The sequence below is a fragment of the Saccharicrinis aurantiacus genome (assembly GCF_947489045.1).
Classification (GTDB): domain Bacteria; phylum Bacteroidota; class Bacteroidia; order Bacteroidales; family Marinilabiliaceae; genus Saccharicrinis; species Saccharicrinis aurantiacus.
Window position 1 is genome coordinate 21,266 of sequence record NZ_CANLCN010000004.1, and the last position, 17,072, is coordinate 38,337.

Here is a 17,072-nt window from a genome sequence, read left to right on the forward strand (position 1 = left end):
GATCTAGAAACTGGTTTATGGTATTTTTTATCAGTACTCTCAAAATTAAATATCAGCTTGCTCAAAACCTTTCAATTTGGAGTAATTACGGTATATAAAATACGAAATAACGGTTACGTTACCGTAACTCATCAATCACAAACACCTCGTTTATTGAACATTACAAAAACACTTTAATATGACACAAAACATTTGTAAGTTTGTTGGCTTATGGAGCAAAATTTTGACACACATACAATAAAGGAACAGCTCAAGACCATCACCGAAAATCGTCTTTTTAATAAATCTCCAAGGCTTATTAATCTTATTACATTTCTGGTTGAAGAATCTTTAAAGGGAACTCACTTAAAAGAAGATATTATTGGTATTGAGGTATTCGATGCTGATTACTCATCATCAAAAAACGATGGACTTGTGCGTGTGTATATGCACAAGCTGCGTAAAAAATTAGACACTTATTATGCTGAGGATGGTAAGAATGCTCCTATCTTATTTGTTCTGGAAAAAGGAAGTTATAAGGTAAAGTTCACCAAGCCATCTGATGTGAGAATCAAAACTCCAAAAGATAACAGAACAAGTTCTGTAAAGAACCCCTATAGTTTAAAAAAGCTCCTATTATTCATCATACCATTAATTCTTATTACTGGAATTATCGCTCATTCACTCAATGGTAAAAATAAATTATACCTGTGGGATTCGTTTATGAGTAAGAATGCCTCTAACTTTTGCGTTTTAGCCGATCAGGTTGTTGTGCAACGAAAATGTGGCAACATTGGCGAATTACATACTATAGCAGGCGTAAATAGTACTGAAGATTTTGTGGCTCATATTGAAAAAAACAATATTGACAGCCTGCAGAAACCAGGCTATACCTTTTATACAAAAGCAATTCCTCACTCTATTTATAAATTAGCTAATTGGTTTTTTAAGCACGATTCTGAGTTTGCGACATTAGCAGAAAGCGAATTTAAATATGCGCAAAGTAAGAGGAATAACATTATTTATGTTGGCCAGCAAAAAACCATGAGTATCTCGAAAGAGATTTTTTTGCGAAACAGCAAGATTTTTGAAACTGAACGTGATTATTTTATTGCGACTAAGGATGGTAATAAAAAAGAGTATCGTCCCAAATACAAAAACGATATTCAATCAGAATATGCGATGGTTTCTTTTATGCCTCTAAATAATGGAAACAATGCCTTGTATTTTGTTTCGGATAACGATATAGGCACTATGGCTTTGGTGAATAACTTTACCAATGTAGATTACCTTAATAACTTCTACAAAAAGCTTCCATCGGAGGCTAGTTACTTCAATGCACTATTTAAAGTAGAAGGCATTGAAAGAACTGATGCTACATGCGAATTAGTAGAATTAGAAATTATTGAATAGTAACTCAACTTAGTTGATTGAGCCTAAATACTCTACTAAATTCACATCGCTTGTTAAATTCATCTTTTTTCGAATTCTGCTACGAGATGCACTCACGCCATCTGCGCCAATAACCACAATATCAGCCATTTCTTTGCTTGGTAATCCTAGCTTGATTCAAGCACACTTTTTTAAATCTGTTGTAGATAGACTTGGATATTTATCCTTAACAATCGTATAGAAGTCTTCATTAACCTTAGTGTCCTGTATGATTAAAAGATGCTCCGGGTATCGATCCTTCGCTTTTTGGGATGATGATGGACGTTGCTACTACACTGACGCTGCTGTAATTGATGAAACAAATAAAGAGTGACTTGGTAAAAATTGCCCAAAGAAGCAGTTGTTTTTTTTATTGTAAAAGGATTCATACTGTGGAATTAGTTTTCGTTAACTACGTAAGTGTTCCAAAATGCTTCAATAGTATTGGCTTTGTTCTCTAACTGAAATATCCACCAAAGCTCTACCATATCTGAAAAATCGACTCCTCCCCCTGTAATCACTTCGTTATCCCAAGAAGCATTCCATTCGTCACAAATCTGCGCTGCTTCAATCCATGCTGCTTTGGCAAAGGTGTTTGTAGAATTTTTTGCTTGCTTAAGCCAGGTAGTATTCGCATCCTTATAATTTGGCGTTCTATTGGTTTTATTACCATCCTCAATTTTATAGTAATTGGTATTTTCTTTTAACCACTCCAACTTAGTTTGGGTAGTCATTTTCTCATTCCAATTACTGTGCTGAACCAGTATCATTTTCGATTTGATGGTTGATAATGGTACTCCTTTCTTTAAAAGAGATTGGCAAACATCAAAGGTAAAGTCTGATTGACCTGCTTCGGCAATAAAAATGCTACCTCCTTGCTTTATTATCTTATGCACCTTGTTTGTTGCTCTTTTTACCGATGCTTTCCAATTTTGATGCGCATTAGTCCAATTGCTTTTGTGAGACCCAAACAATTGATTGTAAAAGCCAGGAACTGCTATTTCGATAAAATCGTGTTCCTGAAAACCATATGCCCCGGCAACCACATAGTAATTTACTCCAGCAAAATCGGCATGATGCAATTGACAAGCAAACGCTGCTGCTGCCATAACATCGTCTTCATCGGGCTTTAGGTCAAAATTTACAAGAAGTAAGTCTTTTGATTTATCGAAACTTGGCCTGGCAAACGTTTGCGATAGAGAGGAAGAAATAAATAAAAACGAAATAAGAAAGGTGACAATCTTCATGATATTTAAATAGATTAAAGAAAGCCTATGTAAGGCGAGCTTTGGCAAGCCATACATAGACCTTAATGAAATAAATTAGTTAAGAACCACTGCAGTAATCGATTTTGCCAAAGCCTTAACCTTTATCGTTTCTTTGCCTAAAGCTATCTCAAAACTTTTATCATTGGCATTGGTATTCTGAATTAAAACCTTAATTGTTCCATCAGGTGATACAACAGAAATAATAGGCTCTTTACCACGTTGAACAGCAGCAAACCTAACATCTCCTGGCTTGATAAACTTGCTAATGATATACATTGCGTTGTAATCAGGGTTGTAAGTAATCTCTCCGGTTTTACGATCAATATTGATTAATGAATTTTGAGGCCATTCCCATCCACTCTCAGTGGTTTCGTTCAATATCATATTCCAGTAGGTAAAACTAGTGCTACCCGCATTAATGTATCCTGCAACTTCTTCTAAACGATCTGCAGCTTGTTCTACCGTGTTTTTACCGTTGTAACAATGTCCTTCGGTATGAAAAATCTTTAAATCGGGTTTAATGGCACGCACATCACCTAAAAATCGGGTATCGGTATATTGAATACCAACTCCTTCTAAATTTTCATGCCCATCCGCTGTAATGAAGTCCATCAAATCCAATTTCTGCGCAGCACGCAGTGTACCTGCATATACACCTGCTTCAACCTTATTTTCTTTAAAAGCTGGTATCAAATAATCATTGGCAAAAGCTACCATTTGCTTAGCAGGAAATGTGCAACTTGGATATTTCGTATTGGCATCGTTTTCATTCTGAATACAGATACGATCTATTGGTACTCCTGCCTTTTGGTATTCCTGAACGTATTTTACAAAGTAATTGGCATAAGCCTTAAAAACCTTTGGGTCGTTTTTAATATTGTTATTTGGCTCTTTTAAACCAATCATATAACCACTCTCTTTCATCCATCCCGGAGGACTCCAAGGAGAACCAAAAACAGTTAAATCCGGATTCTCTTTTAAAGCACTTTTTATGTAAGGAAGCACATACTTTTTATCGCGATCAATAGAAAAGTGCTCCATACTATAATCATCTGCAACCATAGAATAGCTGTAGGCATCAATACCAAAATCACTAGCTCCAATGGCTGTTCTACAAAAAGTAAGACCTGCTCCTTCATCAGAAAACAATTGCTTCATTAATGCTTTTTGGTCTTTTTTTGAACTTGCCAACAAAGCCTCTCCGCCAATTTCGTTAAAGGCGCCACCAATACCTTCAATGGTTTGGAAGGTTATCTCTGGCTGAAGATAAATAAAGTTTTTCCAGCCAATCTTTTCTTCTACATTTTCTTGTTTTACTTCTACTAAAGGATTTGCTTCTCCTTTTTCGAGTTGCACAGCGTAAACTTTTACTACTGGTTGTTGCGCTATGGCAATACCACAAAAAAGTAATGCACTAACAATAATACTTTGTACTTTCATTTTCATGATGTCTTAAATATAAATCACTTTCTTAATCCATTCCCCCTTCAACAATCTGATTTGAAAAGGGAATGGCAAAGAATATTATTGGTTGTTAACTTAAATTCAACTAATCTATAAGCTAATTAAAGCTTTAGCTTATAATCGTGCGCCCCAGGAGCAAAGTTACTTTTGTAGACTTCGGTTCCAGTGCCCCACTTTTCCCAGTTTATTTCTACTCTATTATCTCCCAATACAATATTAATCAGCTTCTCTTTCATTGCCTTGGCAATAGCTTTATACTCTGCGTTAAAGGCCACATTATTGGTTTCGTTTGGATCTTTGCGCATATCATACAGTGCTGGATCTAAATCGCTGTAATTTGCATTTACAGCCCACTCTATGTTTTCGCCACGTTTTTTACTTGGGCGTGTTTTCATAGAGAAGACATAATCTTTAGTTCTGATAAAAGCACGAGGTCCGGTAACGGCATGACTTTCGCCAATTACATAATCTCTAACAGGAGCACTTCCATTAGCCACCTTGGCTAAATCTAAACCATCTAAATAGTTGTATTCCGCATTATTCAACTTGGCGCCTGCGGCAGATAATGCTGTTGGTGCAACATCAACAAACTCAGCAAACTCACGAACAACTTTTCCGGCCGGATATTTCTTTTTATCTGAAGATACCACTACAATTGGGTTATGGCTATCAATTCTCCATGGAGTAAACTTTGAAATAGCACCATGCTCGTTCAATTTCCAACCATGATCGCCATGTACATAAATAATCATCCACTCTTGCTTTTGCGCTTCGCTATACTCTATAAAAGTATTTACAGCATCGCCAATAAGTTTATCGCCATAGGCACAAAAGGCAAAATAATCCTGAATCATTATTTGTTTGTCTTTATCACTAAACTTATCGGTAAAATTCTTATCAACCTGAACTTTCATCTGTTTAGCCATAGTTTCGTACTCATCATTCGTTAATTCAGGAACCTTATAAGTATGCTTCTTGAATCGCTTACGGTAATCGGCCGGAGGAAGAACAGGTGTATGTGGAAAATCGTATCCAATATGGCAGAATACGGGCTTAGAAGTATTAATCCCATCGTAAGTTAATTCTCCTACACTAAATGGTTTATCTCCATTTGTAATGTAATCTTGAAATACAGAAGTATAATAACCATCGCGGGTTTTACCTGCTTCTCGAGGGCTCACCCCACCAACGATCATTCCATTTTCATAATAGGCTTTTTGCTTTCCCTTTTTAAAACGCAAAAGGTCGTATTTTTTCATGGTAGCCTCAGCTGTTCCCTTCTTTTGCAAACCCATACTTTCCATTTCTGAAGAAAGGTATTCTCTTTTCCCATCAGGAGTTATAAAGAACGAAACATTCTGCATAGGTGTTTTAAGCTTTTGCCCGTTAACTTCCCTAATCCAATCACTTCCCCATTCGCTTAAGCCCTGACGTGCTAAAGTTCTAAAATCAATATCGGTTTGATAGATTGGATACGGCTTAGATTTGCCATCTTTTAAGGTTTTAATTCGAACACCAAGTTTACCTACATGAAATGTTTGATAACCCAATTTTGCCATTTGCTCAGGTAGTGTTGGTTGTGTGTGTTCTGCAATATTGTTGTGATATTCAAACTCGTAAATACCCGATCTAAAAGGGTAACGCCCATAATGCATTGATGCCCTAGATGGTGCACAACCTTGCGCCTGACAATAGGTATTAATAAACGTTGTTCCCATTTGGGTTAGCTTATCTACCTGAGGAGACTCAACATAACCCAACTCACTCATTTCATTACCCGTAAGCATTTTGTTAAATGATCGGACTGCATCATAACGGTGATCATCCGTTAAAATATATAACACATTAGGTTGTTGCGCATAAGTCTTCCCGATAAAAAGGAAACCTAGAATAATTAATATGGTTTTCAATGATTTCATCTTATTATAGTTTAAATTTTATAATACTCTTTGAAGAAACCCACAGATAGTAGTCTTAGGCAAAATATCTCTCACCTAATCGATTCATGAGTTTTAATATTATACCAAACATACAGGTTTCGGTATTGTGTGAGGGGATAGTAATTTGAGAATTAACGGGGGCAGTTTATTTATTACCGAATGAAACTTAACTGGCTCTTTCCATTTAATCAACTATCGTGATTCCCTCCTAATATGGATTTTCAGAAGTGAATTAGAAACATTGAAAAACTCTATTTTTTTTTAATTTTCTATGTAACTGAACGTTTAAAAAGATATAATTCATTATGCATTTGTAAGTATTTTTTTATTCCCAATTTAGTACATCAATAAAGTAACCAAGAACTGTATATGTCGATTAAAAACCTAAACACCAACACTTAATAAAAACTACAACAATTTATAGTTAAGTTGTTTTATTGCGAAATATAGCTTCAGTAAAGTAATTGTTAAGCATTGGGAGTGCGAAATAATTGCTATTTCATGTTGCATAAGTTACTATGAAGCTGAATTAATACAACTGCACAAAAAACGATATAATCCGGTTTTATGAGGGATAAAACAAAGGCAATCCATACATAAACATGATGGAAATTATATTACTCTTTTTGGGGGAAAAATGGAAAGGTTTTTTAACCAGATTTATTGTATGAGGAATTATTCCAAACCTAATTTTGATCAAGGTTCAGAATTAATCATTACAAAATTAACTAAAGACCTATTCTTCTTCCTCAATCACTTCCTCATCAAGAGAGAAAAAGTGAATTAACTCCTGTAATATTTTGGCTTGTTTACTCAGGTTATCGGCACTTGCTGATACTTCTTCACTACTAGAGGCATTTGCTTGGGTTGAGTTATTCATTTGCTGTATGGAGTTATTAATCTGATTAACCCCTTCTCTTTGCTCTCTGGTTGCAGCAGCAATCTCTTTAGAGAGTTGGTTAGATTCCTCAATAAACGGAATGGCTTCGTTTAACTTCACGTTAGAGCTTAAGGATAACTCACCTCCCTCTTTCGCTAACTTTATAATTTCAACAGCAGCACTCTGACTTCTTTCAGCTAATTTACGCACTTCGGCTGCTACCACAGCAAAACCCTTGCCATGCTCACCCGCTCGTGCTGCCTCAACAGCCGCATTTAAGGCCAATATATTTGTACTCCTAGCAATCTCGTTAATGATGGCAATTTTCTTACTAATTTCAACATTTGCAGTTGCTGCACTGTCCGACTCTTTTGTGGTGGCCAGAACTTTAGAATGCACTTCTGTTGCCTTTAATTCACTACTATTTGCATTTGAATAGTTTTGCTCAATATTCGACATTATTTCTTCCATGGTAGAAGAAACCTCTTCAATTGCTGAAGCTTGAATATTAGCCCCTGAAGTTAAATCAACAGTTGTTTTTGATAATTGCGTGCTTGAGTTGGCCAATGATTCTGCATTATCGGTAATCTCAGTAACCACTTCTCTTAATTTCATTTTCATCTCTGATAAAGAAATCATCAAGTCATTTATTTCATCTTTACCTTCTAATTCTATTTCATGATATAACTGCCCATTTGCTAATCCTTTTGCAAAATCAAGACCTTTACGTAGTGGTTTTAATATATTTATTATTGTAGTTCTGCTTATAAGTACTCCAAAAATAAGAGATAGCACTAAAAACACGATTATGTTGCTGTTAACTGATCGCATTATTAAATACTCTTCATGTCCGGCTGCTTGCGCTATCTCCCAACTAATGGTACCTACCAACCAAGCTGCTCCATTCATTTTTTTCTGAGAATAACTTTGATTCTCATTTAGGGTAAGATATTTACTAAATAGATTCTGATATTTTAAGTATTCATCTATAACCTTATTTACTTCTTTTGCGTAGGCTTTATTATTTGTGGCAACTTTATTTAAACTTGTAAATGCTTTCTCATATCTACCTTTGACTCTATTAGCAAGTTTTTCGTTTATTGAGCCATCAACATCGATAGGTGAAGAGTAGAAACCTGAACAGATTACTTTTAATTGGCTGGTTAGCGTAGTTACATAATTTAATGTCTTCCTTTCCCTTATCTTTTCAGAGGATAAACCAATTTGATTACTAACAACATCCCCCTGATTAGTCCATTCTTTTATTAATTCTATTTTCTCAATTTCAATATTAGCATAGGATGTAAAACCATCTCTAAAATTAACTACTTGCAATAATAATGAATCAATATTTGCATCAGTAAAATAAGGATTGTGTTTAGCAGTTTCTAGTCTTTCAATGTTATAGTTTAACTGATTAGTTATATCCGTTATTCGAGATGTATCTTTATAATTACTAAAATACATTACTTGTAATCGAGCACTCAGCAATTCCTTCTCAATGTTCACAAGCTCATTCTTTGCATCAACCAGACCTCTTGATTTTTTCAATCCTGATATACCAATAAACCCAATAATTACTGACAAAAATACCATTAAAGAGAAACTGACTATCAATCGATTTCTAACAGAATATTCGCGTGTGATTAAAAACGTGTACTTCTTCATTAAGATGAAATTTAAATGAATATGAGGCTGATATGATGCAGTGCGTATTAACACTACCTATACTGCGAGTATTCATATTTAGTTACAATTTTTCACAATCAATTAACAAATAATTAACGAATAAAAAAAGGTCGCCCTAATAATAGAACGACCTTTGAATAATATATGATCTTACTTTTTACATCTTACTCAATAAAGCGCGAACAGCAGCTACTGACTCAACCTTATAAGAAGCCTTTGTATGCGTTAGGCCCACCTTAATAGTATAGGCTTCTTCAGGTAACTCGCGGAACATAAACTCATCAGTCCAATCATCGCCCAAAGCCATAATATAATCGTAAGGCTCATTATTAAGGAACTGCAATGCTGCGATACCTTTATTAATACCTCCACTTTTCACCTCAATAACCTTATTACCTTCCATTATCTCAAGATTATGATTTGAGAGGTGCGTATTTAATTCATCCTTCAGTTCGTTAGCTCTAAGCTCTCCTTGTTCAGGTTCTGACTTACGGAAATGCCACACAAGCGAGTAATTTTTCTCTTCAATAAAACTACCTGGTGTTCTATCTACAAAGTTCTCCATAGTAGGTCGTACATTTGGCATCCAATTGTTATTTACAGTACTCAGCATTTCCCAAGTACCATCTACAACCTTCATCCAAACGCCATGTTCACAAATCAAATTAACTCTATGCCCTGTAAACCATTTTTCAAGCGTATATCTATCTCTACCACTGATAATGGTAACTATATTCTTTTCGTTATCGGTTAAGTTTTTAATGATATTGTGCAACTCTTCATTCGGCATCGCATCTTGCGGGTTCTTTTTAAACGAAGTTAAGGTTCCATCGTAATCTAAGAAAATGGCACGCTTCTCCGCCTTATTATATTTATCCAGCATCGTTTTTTCAATGCTTGGTGTAATCATCTTGGCAAGAAAATCTGATTGCTTGGCTTCTGCTTTCTTTAATGATTTTATAAACTCACTGGCCCACTTAAATACATCGTAACGTTGTATACGCTCTTTCATAAATGCAGTACGCGACTTTTGCTCTTCAATTGGCATTGTTAATGCTTGATGGATACTATCAGCCATATTTTCATCATCAACTGGGTTAATGATTAAAGCCTCTCCCATTTCTTTTGCAACACCAGCCATTTCGCTCAAAATAAGAACTCCTGTATTATTTATACGAGAAGCTACATATTCTTTAGCAACCAAATTCATACCATCCCTAACGGGTGTAATTAGAGCCACATCACATGAACTATAAAGCTCTATGAGGTTATCGAATGGCATAGATCGATAGAAATACCAAATAGGTGTGTAGTTTATACTACCATAATCTCCGTTAATTTGTCCTACAAGTTCATCAACCTCTTTCTTTAGCAACTGGTAATGATCTACCTGATCGCGCGAAGGAACGGCAAGCATAATTAAGGTTACTTTTTGTCTGAACTCAGGATACTTCTCAAGGAAACGAGCAAAGGCCTTCAATCGGTTAGGTATACCTTTAGTATAATCTAATCTATCAATAGATAAGATAAGTTTTCGGTCAGGCGATGCTAAAAAATACTTATCAAGCTCTTGGTGTAGCTCTGATTTCTCACTTACACCTTTCATTGCAACGGCCTGCGCCGACTTCACAAATTTATCGTAATCAATTCCCATTGGGAATGAGTCGGCGATAATAATTCTATCATCAATATGAATTTGATTAAATGAAATTTCGTATCCAAATAATCGACGAACACAACTAAAGAAATGTCGTTCATAATCATAGGTATGAAAACCAATTAAATCGGCACCAAGCATACCCTGAATAATTTCCTTACGCCAAGGTAAAATTCGGAATACCTCAAACGAAGGAAATGGAATATGTAAAAAGAAACCAACGGTTACATTGGGTTTCTTTGATTTTATCATCTCTGGTACTAATAGTAACTGATAATCGTGCACCCATACGGCATCGCCATCCTCAACAGTCTCAAGAGCAGCATCAGCGAATTTTTGATTCACTTCTACATACTTATCCCAAGCTTCCTGGTTAAAATCGGCATATTGCGTAAAATAATGAAATAAAGGCCAAATAGTTCTGTTACTAAAACCCTCATAAAATAGCTCAATATCTTCAGCATTTAAATGTACCGAAGCACATTTCTCGCGTTTGAATAAAGCATCAATTTCGCTTTCCTTTTCTGCACTTAAGGAATCGCTGTCAACACCTGGCCATCCAATCCATGTTCCACCGTATTCTTTATAAATAGACTTCATACCTGTGGCTAAACCACCCACACTCGCTTCAAGTGTTGTTTTTTCGTCTTCTTCCTTTATACTAAATGGGAGTCTGTTTGATACAATGTGAATTTTTTGCATATGTTAACGCATTTATTTTTGTTTTTAAGAATATATCCCCTTTTTTTAGGGTGTGATACAAAACTAACCAATAAAATTGAAAATATGGAAAATCTTAATTACGGTATTATCGGAAATTGTAAGTCAGCGGCTCTGGTTTCCGAGAAAGGAAGTATTGATTGGTTATGTTTGCCTAAATTTGACGCCCCATCGGTATTTGGCAAATTGCTTGATACTAAGAAAGGTGGCGCTATTTCTATTGAAGCCAACAAGCTTATTAATATACAACAAGAGTATATTGAACGTACAAATTTATTAAGAACAACTTTTAATTGTGAAGATGGTGTTTTTGAGGTAATTGACTTTATGCCTCGCTATCTCAACGAAAAGGGCGACTATTATTCGCCACCTGATATTGTGCGCTATTTTAAACTTATTAGTGGTAAGCCAAGTTTTACGATTAACTACGATCCTAAACTAGAGTATGCGGCTCATAATACAGAACTTGAGGAGCACAAAAATTATATAAAAGCCTACACCACAGAAGGGCCTTATGACTCCTTGTATTTATATACTGATTTTGAGTTTTCTTCAATCCTTAATAAGAAAACAATTACGCTTGAGAAGAATAAGTTTTTCTTAGTCAGTTACAATCAAAAACTTTTAAACCAAGATATTCACAGAACCCATCTTAAACTGCAACGCACCAAAGTATATTGGTTAAACTGGTCGGAGCGCACCACTACCTTTAAGAGATTTAATGATGAAATAAACCGAAGTGCATTAACACTTAAGCTATTAAGTTACGAAAAGACTGGGGCTGTTTTAGCAGCACTTACTACTTCGTTACCCGAAACTATTGGTGAAGTGCGTAATTGGGATTATCGTTTCTGTTGGATTAGAGATGGTTCGATGGTGGTTAAAATATTAACTCAAATTGGCCATCATACTGTTGCTGAAAATTACCTGCGATTTATATTAGATGTGTTACCTGAAAAGGACGAACAAATGCAGATAATGTATGGAATCAGCGGCGAAAAACGTTTATCTGAATATGAACTTCCACACTTATCTGGCTATGCCGATTCAAAACCAGTACGTGTTGGTAATGCTGCTTATAAGCAAAAACAAAACGACATCTATGGTATTTTAATGGATGCCATTTACCAACACTTTTCAATGTTTTCAGCTTCGCTAGGATATAGTGAAGACCTATGGACTGTTGTAAGGAATGTTGTGAAAATGGTAGAAGCCAATTGGCATAAACCCGATAAGGGTATTTGGGAAATCCGCAACGAAGGCAAGCATTTTACATTTAGTAAAGTATTATGTTGGGTTGCTATTGATAGAGCCATGAAGATTGCTGGCTTGTTAAAGCAAGATACTTATAAGAAAAAGTGGAAGAAACTTGAAGATGAAATCCGAAGAGATATCGAAGAGAATGCATGGTGCGAGGAAAAACAATCGTACACGCAAGCTTATGGCGATGATGCCTTAGATGCCTCTGTTTTATTAATGGAAAGTTATGGCTTTTCAAAACCAACAGACGAAAGGTACAGAACTACTGTTTTAGGAATTCAGAAAGAATTGGAGCACGAAGGTTTAATGTATCGTTATATCAATCAAGACGACTTCGGATTACCAAAATCAAGTTTTACAATTTGTACTTTTTGGTTAGTAAATGCATTATATAAGATTGGTGAAAAGGAAGCTGCCCTGGAGCGATTTGAAAAACTATTGACTTATAATAACCATTTGGGGTTATTTAGTGAAGATTTAGATTTTGAAACGAAACAACAGTTGGGTAATTTCCCACAAGCCTATTCACACTTGGCATTAATTGAAACTGCCATAAACATCTCTGAAGGAGAAACAACAAAAGAAGAAAAAATTATGGATGCTTTAAGGCAACATGATTAAGATATTTCTCACAATTATAAAAAGCATCAAGTGAAATAAACTTCCACTTGATGCTTTTCTTTTAGTAGCAGGCTGTAACCATTACTTGAAGCAATGGTGAATTTCAGTCAAAAAACACTATTTCTTAAGTTCTTTTAAACCATTCATAATTAAGAACTCGTTACCTACTTTATATTTCTCAGCACCTTTTTTCCAATGTACCTCTAAATATTCAACTGGCGTTTCAAATAAATCTTGAGCTTGTTCTGGTGTTAACCATGCGCTCACTGTATAAAATGAAAAGTTATATTTTTCAAGTACCTCAAACTTTATATCATCAGTTAAACTTAACTCTATTTCTTCATCCTTTTTGTTATATAATTTTATAATAGTACCCGACTGAACTCGGCCATAATAACGGTTTGCATCAGGTAAAGTATATTCAAACTGGAAAAATACTTTTACTTTACCATTTTGCGCAATCACTTTACTGCTAGCTTTTACCTTACCTTTTATAGGGCCAAAATACTTCTCTAAACGAGGACTAACCTCATAGAGCAATTCCCCCATGTTTGATTCTTTATTTACATTGGCGTCCAGCTCATATACTCCGCCTGCACCCGCCTGCACTGTTTCTGAAAAACTTGTTGTGTCAGCTAAAATCCATGTACCATTTTCGTAGAGTAACACTTTCTTCCCATCCTCAGTAGTTGCATTTATTTGTGCAAATAATCCTAGTGGTAAAATGCATAATACTGCAATTATAAGTTTCTTCATCCTATCTTGTTTTTATTAAATAATCGATTGCCAATATAATAAGAAACTAACTAAAGCCCTATATATTGTTTCTGCAATTACAAACAGTAAAAACTTTGTTTAATTTAATTACTTTTGCACCACAATTATAGATTAATGAGTAACCAGTCTGAAAAAATATACTGCCCCTCGTGTAAGGCATCCTTTCAAAAAGATGACTTAAAAAGGGCCTGTAGTAATTGTTTTGCTTGTACAGGGTGTGAAATTTACATCTGCTATTATTGTGAAGAACGAATTGAAACAAAACTCCCGCGACCTTTTAAATCAGGTACGGCAAGAGCAAAAACTCAAAACTGACTTTATTTAATTAGTCAGGTTTGAACATAAAACAACATTAATGAAATTAAAGAAATTAATACCTGAATTAGCTTCGGAACTTATAAATCACGAGTACGATAAAGAACCTCGTGAGGTACAGACAGTATGTATCCCTAAAATTAAATCAGGAGCAGATATGTTTGTAATTGCTCCTGAAGGTAGCGGTAAAACAACTGCTATTATTATTTCTATTATTCAACAATTAAAAAAACCTTTTGAGGAGGCTCCAAGAGCCATAATTATGGTTGAATCAAAAGCCAAAGCATTTGCTGTAGAAGAACAGTTTGACTTGCTAAGCAAACAAACCAAATTACGTTCTTTTATTGTTTTTGATGAAGGAATAATGCAATACCAAAAAGATATGATCTACGAAGGTGTTGATGTTGTTATTGGAACTCCAAAACGTATTGGTGAGTTACTATCAGTACAAGGGATACCAATGACTAAAGTGAAGATTTTTGCGGTTGATGATGCTGAAATGCTAAGCCCGCACCTACACCATCCTGTTATTTATCGTATTGCAGATGGTATTGAAAAGTCGCAATTCTTATTTTTTGCAAATAAATGGACCGACAAATTTGAGAAGGTTGAGGAACGAATGATGAAAAATCCTTTGATTATGGAGTTTGACGAACATTCTCCTGAATAATATCAATCACAGTAAAAAATCCACGCCCAAAGGACGTGGATTTTTATGCTATAATAAAGATTATTCTTCTAATAGTTCTTATTCCATTACTTATGTCGTGCGAATACTTCGCCTAGCTTAACAAAGAAACCGAGGTAACTAATTAAAACTTGAAAGTCGGTGAATTCAATAAGCTAATTATCGAATGTCCGTACCTTATTGAGCTAACAAACACTGCTGATTCCTCTATAAAAATAGAAGGTCAGACACACCTAATTGAAGATTTTAAATATAAAATACAAGATAAGGTGCTTACATTAGATCATGATAAAGCGAACTACATACAACACAAAAACAGACCTACTATCTACATTCCTGCCTCGAAACTAAATTTTATAGAAGTAAATAGCATCGTAAGTATATTCTCACGTGATACAATTATAGTTAACGATTTAGACATAACTTTTAACGGAAGAGGGTCTCAATCGAATTCTGATATTTTAATAAATGCCAATAAATTAAAACTCAAGCTATATGGATCTGAACACATTGGTAACCATCAACTAAAGGGTCGTTTAAGTGAGTTGAGCATTGTTTGTGAGGGTGCAACAAATATATTAGCTAACGAGTTAGAGGCAGCAGTGGTTGGTATTATTCATCGATCCTATGGTGATTGCAATGTAAATGCGATGGAACGATTAAACGTTACTATCTACTCTACGGGGAATACTTACTATTATGGGAATCCCGAAATCAATAAAACAAGTGTTAAAACAAGTGCTTTAAAGGCTTCGGGAAAAGTATATTCGCTGTGATTTTTTTTATTTTATAAGCTACAACCTGCTAGCAAGTTACTGCTTGACAACCTTCTTAACAGAGTTACTACCATTGCTATAATTCACTTTCAAAAGGTAAACTCCAATGCTCAATGAGCTAGTATTCATAACAACTTTATCGCCTGTTACAATAACTTTATTTACAATTTGACCTACAGTATTCAATAACTCAACACTTGCAATAGTCCTATTACTTGAAACTGTTAGTTGAGAACTAAATGGGTTTGGATAAACTGAAACTCCATAATCAGAAGGTGATTCAACATTTGTTGATCTATCAAGCTTAAATAATTGAAGAGCTTGTTGTCCTGATGGATAACAAGAAAACCTAGGGCTACTTGGGTTATAACGTAAATATCTTTCAACATCTGCATTCTTAACAATAAACACTCCATCTTCTTCAGTAATAACCCACTCTTCTGAACTATTAGCAGCATCTACTAAATAAGCAGCATTACCATCCCCAGTATAAGAAACATATTTCATCTCTGTTTCATTATAAATTAGCCAATTTTGGCCTGCTTTAATTAAAGACCAAACAACACTTTGGTTTGGGCGTTCAATTGTGGTGGCTTCTACATCATTAGTTTCAATAAATCGATATATATATGCGCTTGCTGCTTCATTGAGCATGAAATTACCATTGTAACCAAGTAAATATTTCCCTTCTTCTAAATCATCAACTGATGATATCCTAGTGAAAGACCCATCCTTAGCAATGTATTTTGTGAATTCTTGAGTTACTACATTACTATTGTCATAACCACTTGCAACAGCAATAGCCTTTACAATTGTACTTTCATCAATAAATATAGGTGAAGCGTATTCCATAGAAGTTTCATCTGGCTCAGATCCGTCAATAGTATAATAGATACTTGCTCCTTCTGTTTTAGAGGTGAGTTCTAGATCAAATGATTCTGAAAAATATTCATCTAAGTGAGAGAACTCAGGTGCTATGGCTGCACTACTTACTGTTTCTTCAACCTCTAAATTATCATAATAAACCACTGCCCCAGAATAGGTCCTCAATTCAAAATTCAAACCATCAACAGTAGCTGGAGCTGTTAATTCAACTTCATACTGCGACCACTCAGCTTTAGACTCAAAAAAACCATTATTAGGCCCTCTTAATTCATCAACATTATCATCAACATTATTAGAACTAGATTTCCAATATGACCAAATGCGTGCGTCACTACCATCGCCTTTTTCTGTATCAACATAATACCACATTGATATTCTATATGTTTTTCCTGCTTCTATTGGAACATTTACAGCTATTTTTTTTGTTCCACCGGTATGTTTCGCACTGAAATTACCCGAGTGCACAATAACACTCTCTTGTTCGACATTTTGAATAGTTGAAAAATCTGAAGGTGTATTTACGTCCTCCCACGATTCAAAATTACCATTAGGCACTAAATTTTGGGCATAATTGAATGTACAGATAAGAAATACTGTAGTAAAAAGTAAAAGTTGTTTCATTTTTTTGATATAAAGTTAAATTATGGTAGTAAATATAATATGAGTTCTGCAACACAACTTTATCACACGGTAATATTTATGTTAATTATAAAATTAAAAAT

The 17,072-nt window shown here is 35.0% G+C and carries 12 protein-coding genes; 4 read left to right on the forward strand and 8 right to left on the reverse strand.

From position 1 onward, the window contains the following. Positions 1-210: 210 nt before the first annotated feature. Entirely contained in the window at positions 211-1,392 is a 1,182-nt protein-coding gene (locus QMO11_RS06125) for a hypothetical protein (RefSeq protein WP_282036504.1), read from the forward strand. Between the two features lie 9 nt (positions 1,393-1,401). Here QMO11_RS06125 and QMO11_RS06130 read toward each other — a convergent pair whose 3' ends face one another. The 6 genes from QMO11_RS06130 to QMO11_RS06155 form a co-directional block, all read right to left on the reverse strand. Beyond that, positions 1,402-1,548, reverse strand: a complete 147-nt coding sequence (locus QMO11_RS06130) for a LuxR C-terminal-related transcriptional regulator (RefSeq protein ID WP_282036684.1) — start codon at positions 1,546-1,548, stop codon at positions 1,402-1,404. A 260-nt stretch (positions 1,549-1,808) separates the two neighbouring features. Further along, complete coding sequence (locus tag QMO11_RS06135) at positions 1,809-2,657, reverse strand: hypothetical protein (RefSeq protein ID WP_282036505.1); 849 nt, start codon at positions 2,655-2,657, stop codon at positions 1,809-1,811. Positions 2,658-2,732: 75 nt separating this feature from the next. Beyond that, on the reverse strand, positions 2,733-4,124 hold the full coding sequence (locus QMO11_RS06140; protein ID WP_282036506.1) for a glycoside hydrolase family 30 protein: 1,392 nt from the start codon (positions 4,122-4,124) through the stop codon (positions 2,733-2,735). A gap of 119 nt (positions 4,125-4,243) precedes the next feature. Then, entirely contained in the window at positions 4,244-6,061 is a 1,818-nt protein-coding gene (locus QMO11_RS06145) for a sulfatase-like hydrolase/transferase (RefSeq protein ID WP_282036507.1), read from the reverse strand. 757 nt (positions 6,062-6,818) lie between these two features. Further along, positions 6,819-8,630, reverse strand: coding sequence for a methyl-accepting chemotaxis protein (locus QMO11_RS06150; protein ID WP_282036508.1), 1,812 nt, complete (start codon positions 8,628-8,630; stop codon positions 6,819-6,821). Between the two features lie 178 nt (positions 8,631-8,808). Beyond that, the gene (locus QMO11_RS06155; protein ID WP_282036509.1) at positions 8,809-11,010 is read right to left on the reverse strand and encodes a bifunctional alpha,alpha-trehalose-phosphate synthase (UDP-forming)/trehalose-phosphatase; all 2,202 of its coding nucleotides are present in this window, start codon (positions 11,008-11,010) and stop codon (positions 8,809-8,811) included. Between the two features lie 84 nt (positions 11,011-11,094). Between QMO11_RS06155 and QMO11_RS06160 the strand changes: the two genes are divergently transcribed. Then, positions 11,095-12,909, forward strand: coding sequence for a glycoside hydrolase family 15 protein (locus QMO11_RS06160; protein ID WP_282036510.1), 1,815 nt, complete (start codon positions 11,095-11,097; stop codon positions 12,907-12,909). Positions 12,910-13,026: 117 nt separating this feature from the next. Here the strand turns inward: QMO11_RS06160 and QMO11_RS06165 are convergent, their stop codons facing one another. Then, on the reverse strand, positions 13,027-13,665 hold the full coding sequence (locus tag QMO11_RS06165) for a hypothetical protein (RefSeq protein WP_068473558.1): 639 nt from the start codon (positions 13,663-13,665) through the stop codon (positions 13,027-13,029). Between the two features lie 376 nt (positions 13,666-14,041). On the opposite strand from QMO11_RS06165, the gene QMO11_RS06170 reads away from it, so the two are divergent. After that, the gene (locus tag QMO11_RS06170) at positions 14,042-14,671 is read left to right on the forward strand and encodes a DEAD/DEAH box helicase (RefSeq protein WP_068473555.1); all 630 of its coding nucleotides are present in this window, start codon (positions 14,042-14,044) and stop codon (positions 14,669-14,671) included. A gap of 149 nt (positions 14,672-14,820) precedes the next feature. Beyond that, entirely contained in the window at positions 14,821-15,465 is a 645-nt protein-coding gene (locus tag QMO11_RS06175; RefSeq protein ID WP_282036511.1) for a GIN domain-containing protein, read from the forward strand. A 36-nt stretch (positions 15,466-15,501) separates the two neighbouring features. Here QMO11_RS06175 and QMO11_RS06180 read toward each other — a convergent pair whose 3' ends face one another. After that, positions 15,502-16,971, reverse strand: coding sequence for an FN3 associated domain-containing protein (locus tag QMO11_RS06180; protein WP_282036512.1), 1,470 nt, complete (start codon positions 16,969-16,971; stop codon positions 15,502-15,504). Positions 16,972-17,072 lie beyond the last annotated feature (101 nt).

Coding starts and splice junctions, on each gene's coding strand:
- QMO11_RS06180 (WP_282036512.1), bottom strand. CDS start 16,971: ATGAAACAACTTTTACTTTTTACTACAGTATTTCTTATCTGTACATTC.
- QMO11_RS06125 (WP_282036504.1), top strand. CDS start 211: ATGGAGCAAAATTTTGACACACATACAATAAAGGAACAGCTCAAGACC.
- QMO11_RS06150 (WP_282036508.1), bottom strand. CDS start 8,630: ATGAAGAAGTACACGTTTTTAATCACACGCGAATATTCTGTTAGAAAT.
- QMO11_RS06155 (WP_282036509.1), bottom strand. CDS start 11,010: ATGCAAAAAATTCACATTGTATCAAACAGACTCCCATTTAGTATAAAG.
- QMO11_RS06165 (WP_068473558.1), bottom strand. CDS start 13,665: ATGAAGAAACTTATAATTGCAGTATTATGCATTTTACCACTAGGATTA.
- QMO11_RS06160 (WP_282036510.1), top strand. CDS start 11,095: ATGGAAAATCTTAATTACGGTATTATCGGAAATTGTAAGTCAGCGGCT.
- QMO11_RS06140 (WP_282036506.1), bottom strand. CDS start 4,124: ATGAAAATGAAAGTACAAAGTATTATTGTTAGTGCATTACTTTTTTGT.
- QMO11_RS06145 (WP_282036507.1), bottom strand. CDS start 6,061: ATGAAATCATTGAAAACCATATTAATTATTCTAGGTTTCCTTTTTATC.
- QMO11_RS06170 (WP_068473555.1), top strand. CDS start 14,042: ATGAAATTAAAGAAATTAATACCTGAATTAGCTTCGGAACTTATAAAT.
- QMO11_RS06135 (WP_282036505.1), bottom strand. CDS start 2,657: ATGAAGATTGTCACCTTTCTTATTTCGTTTTTATTTATTTCTTCCTCT.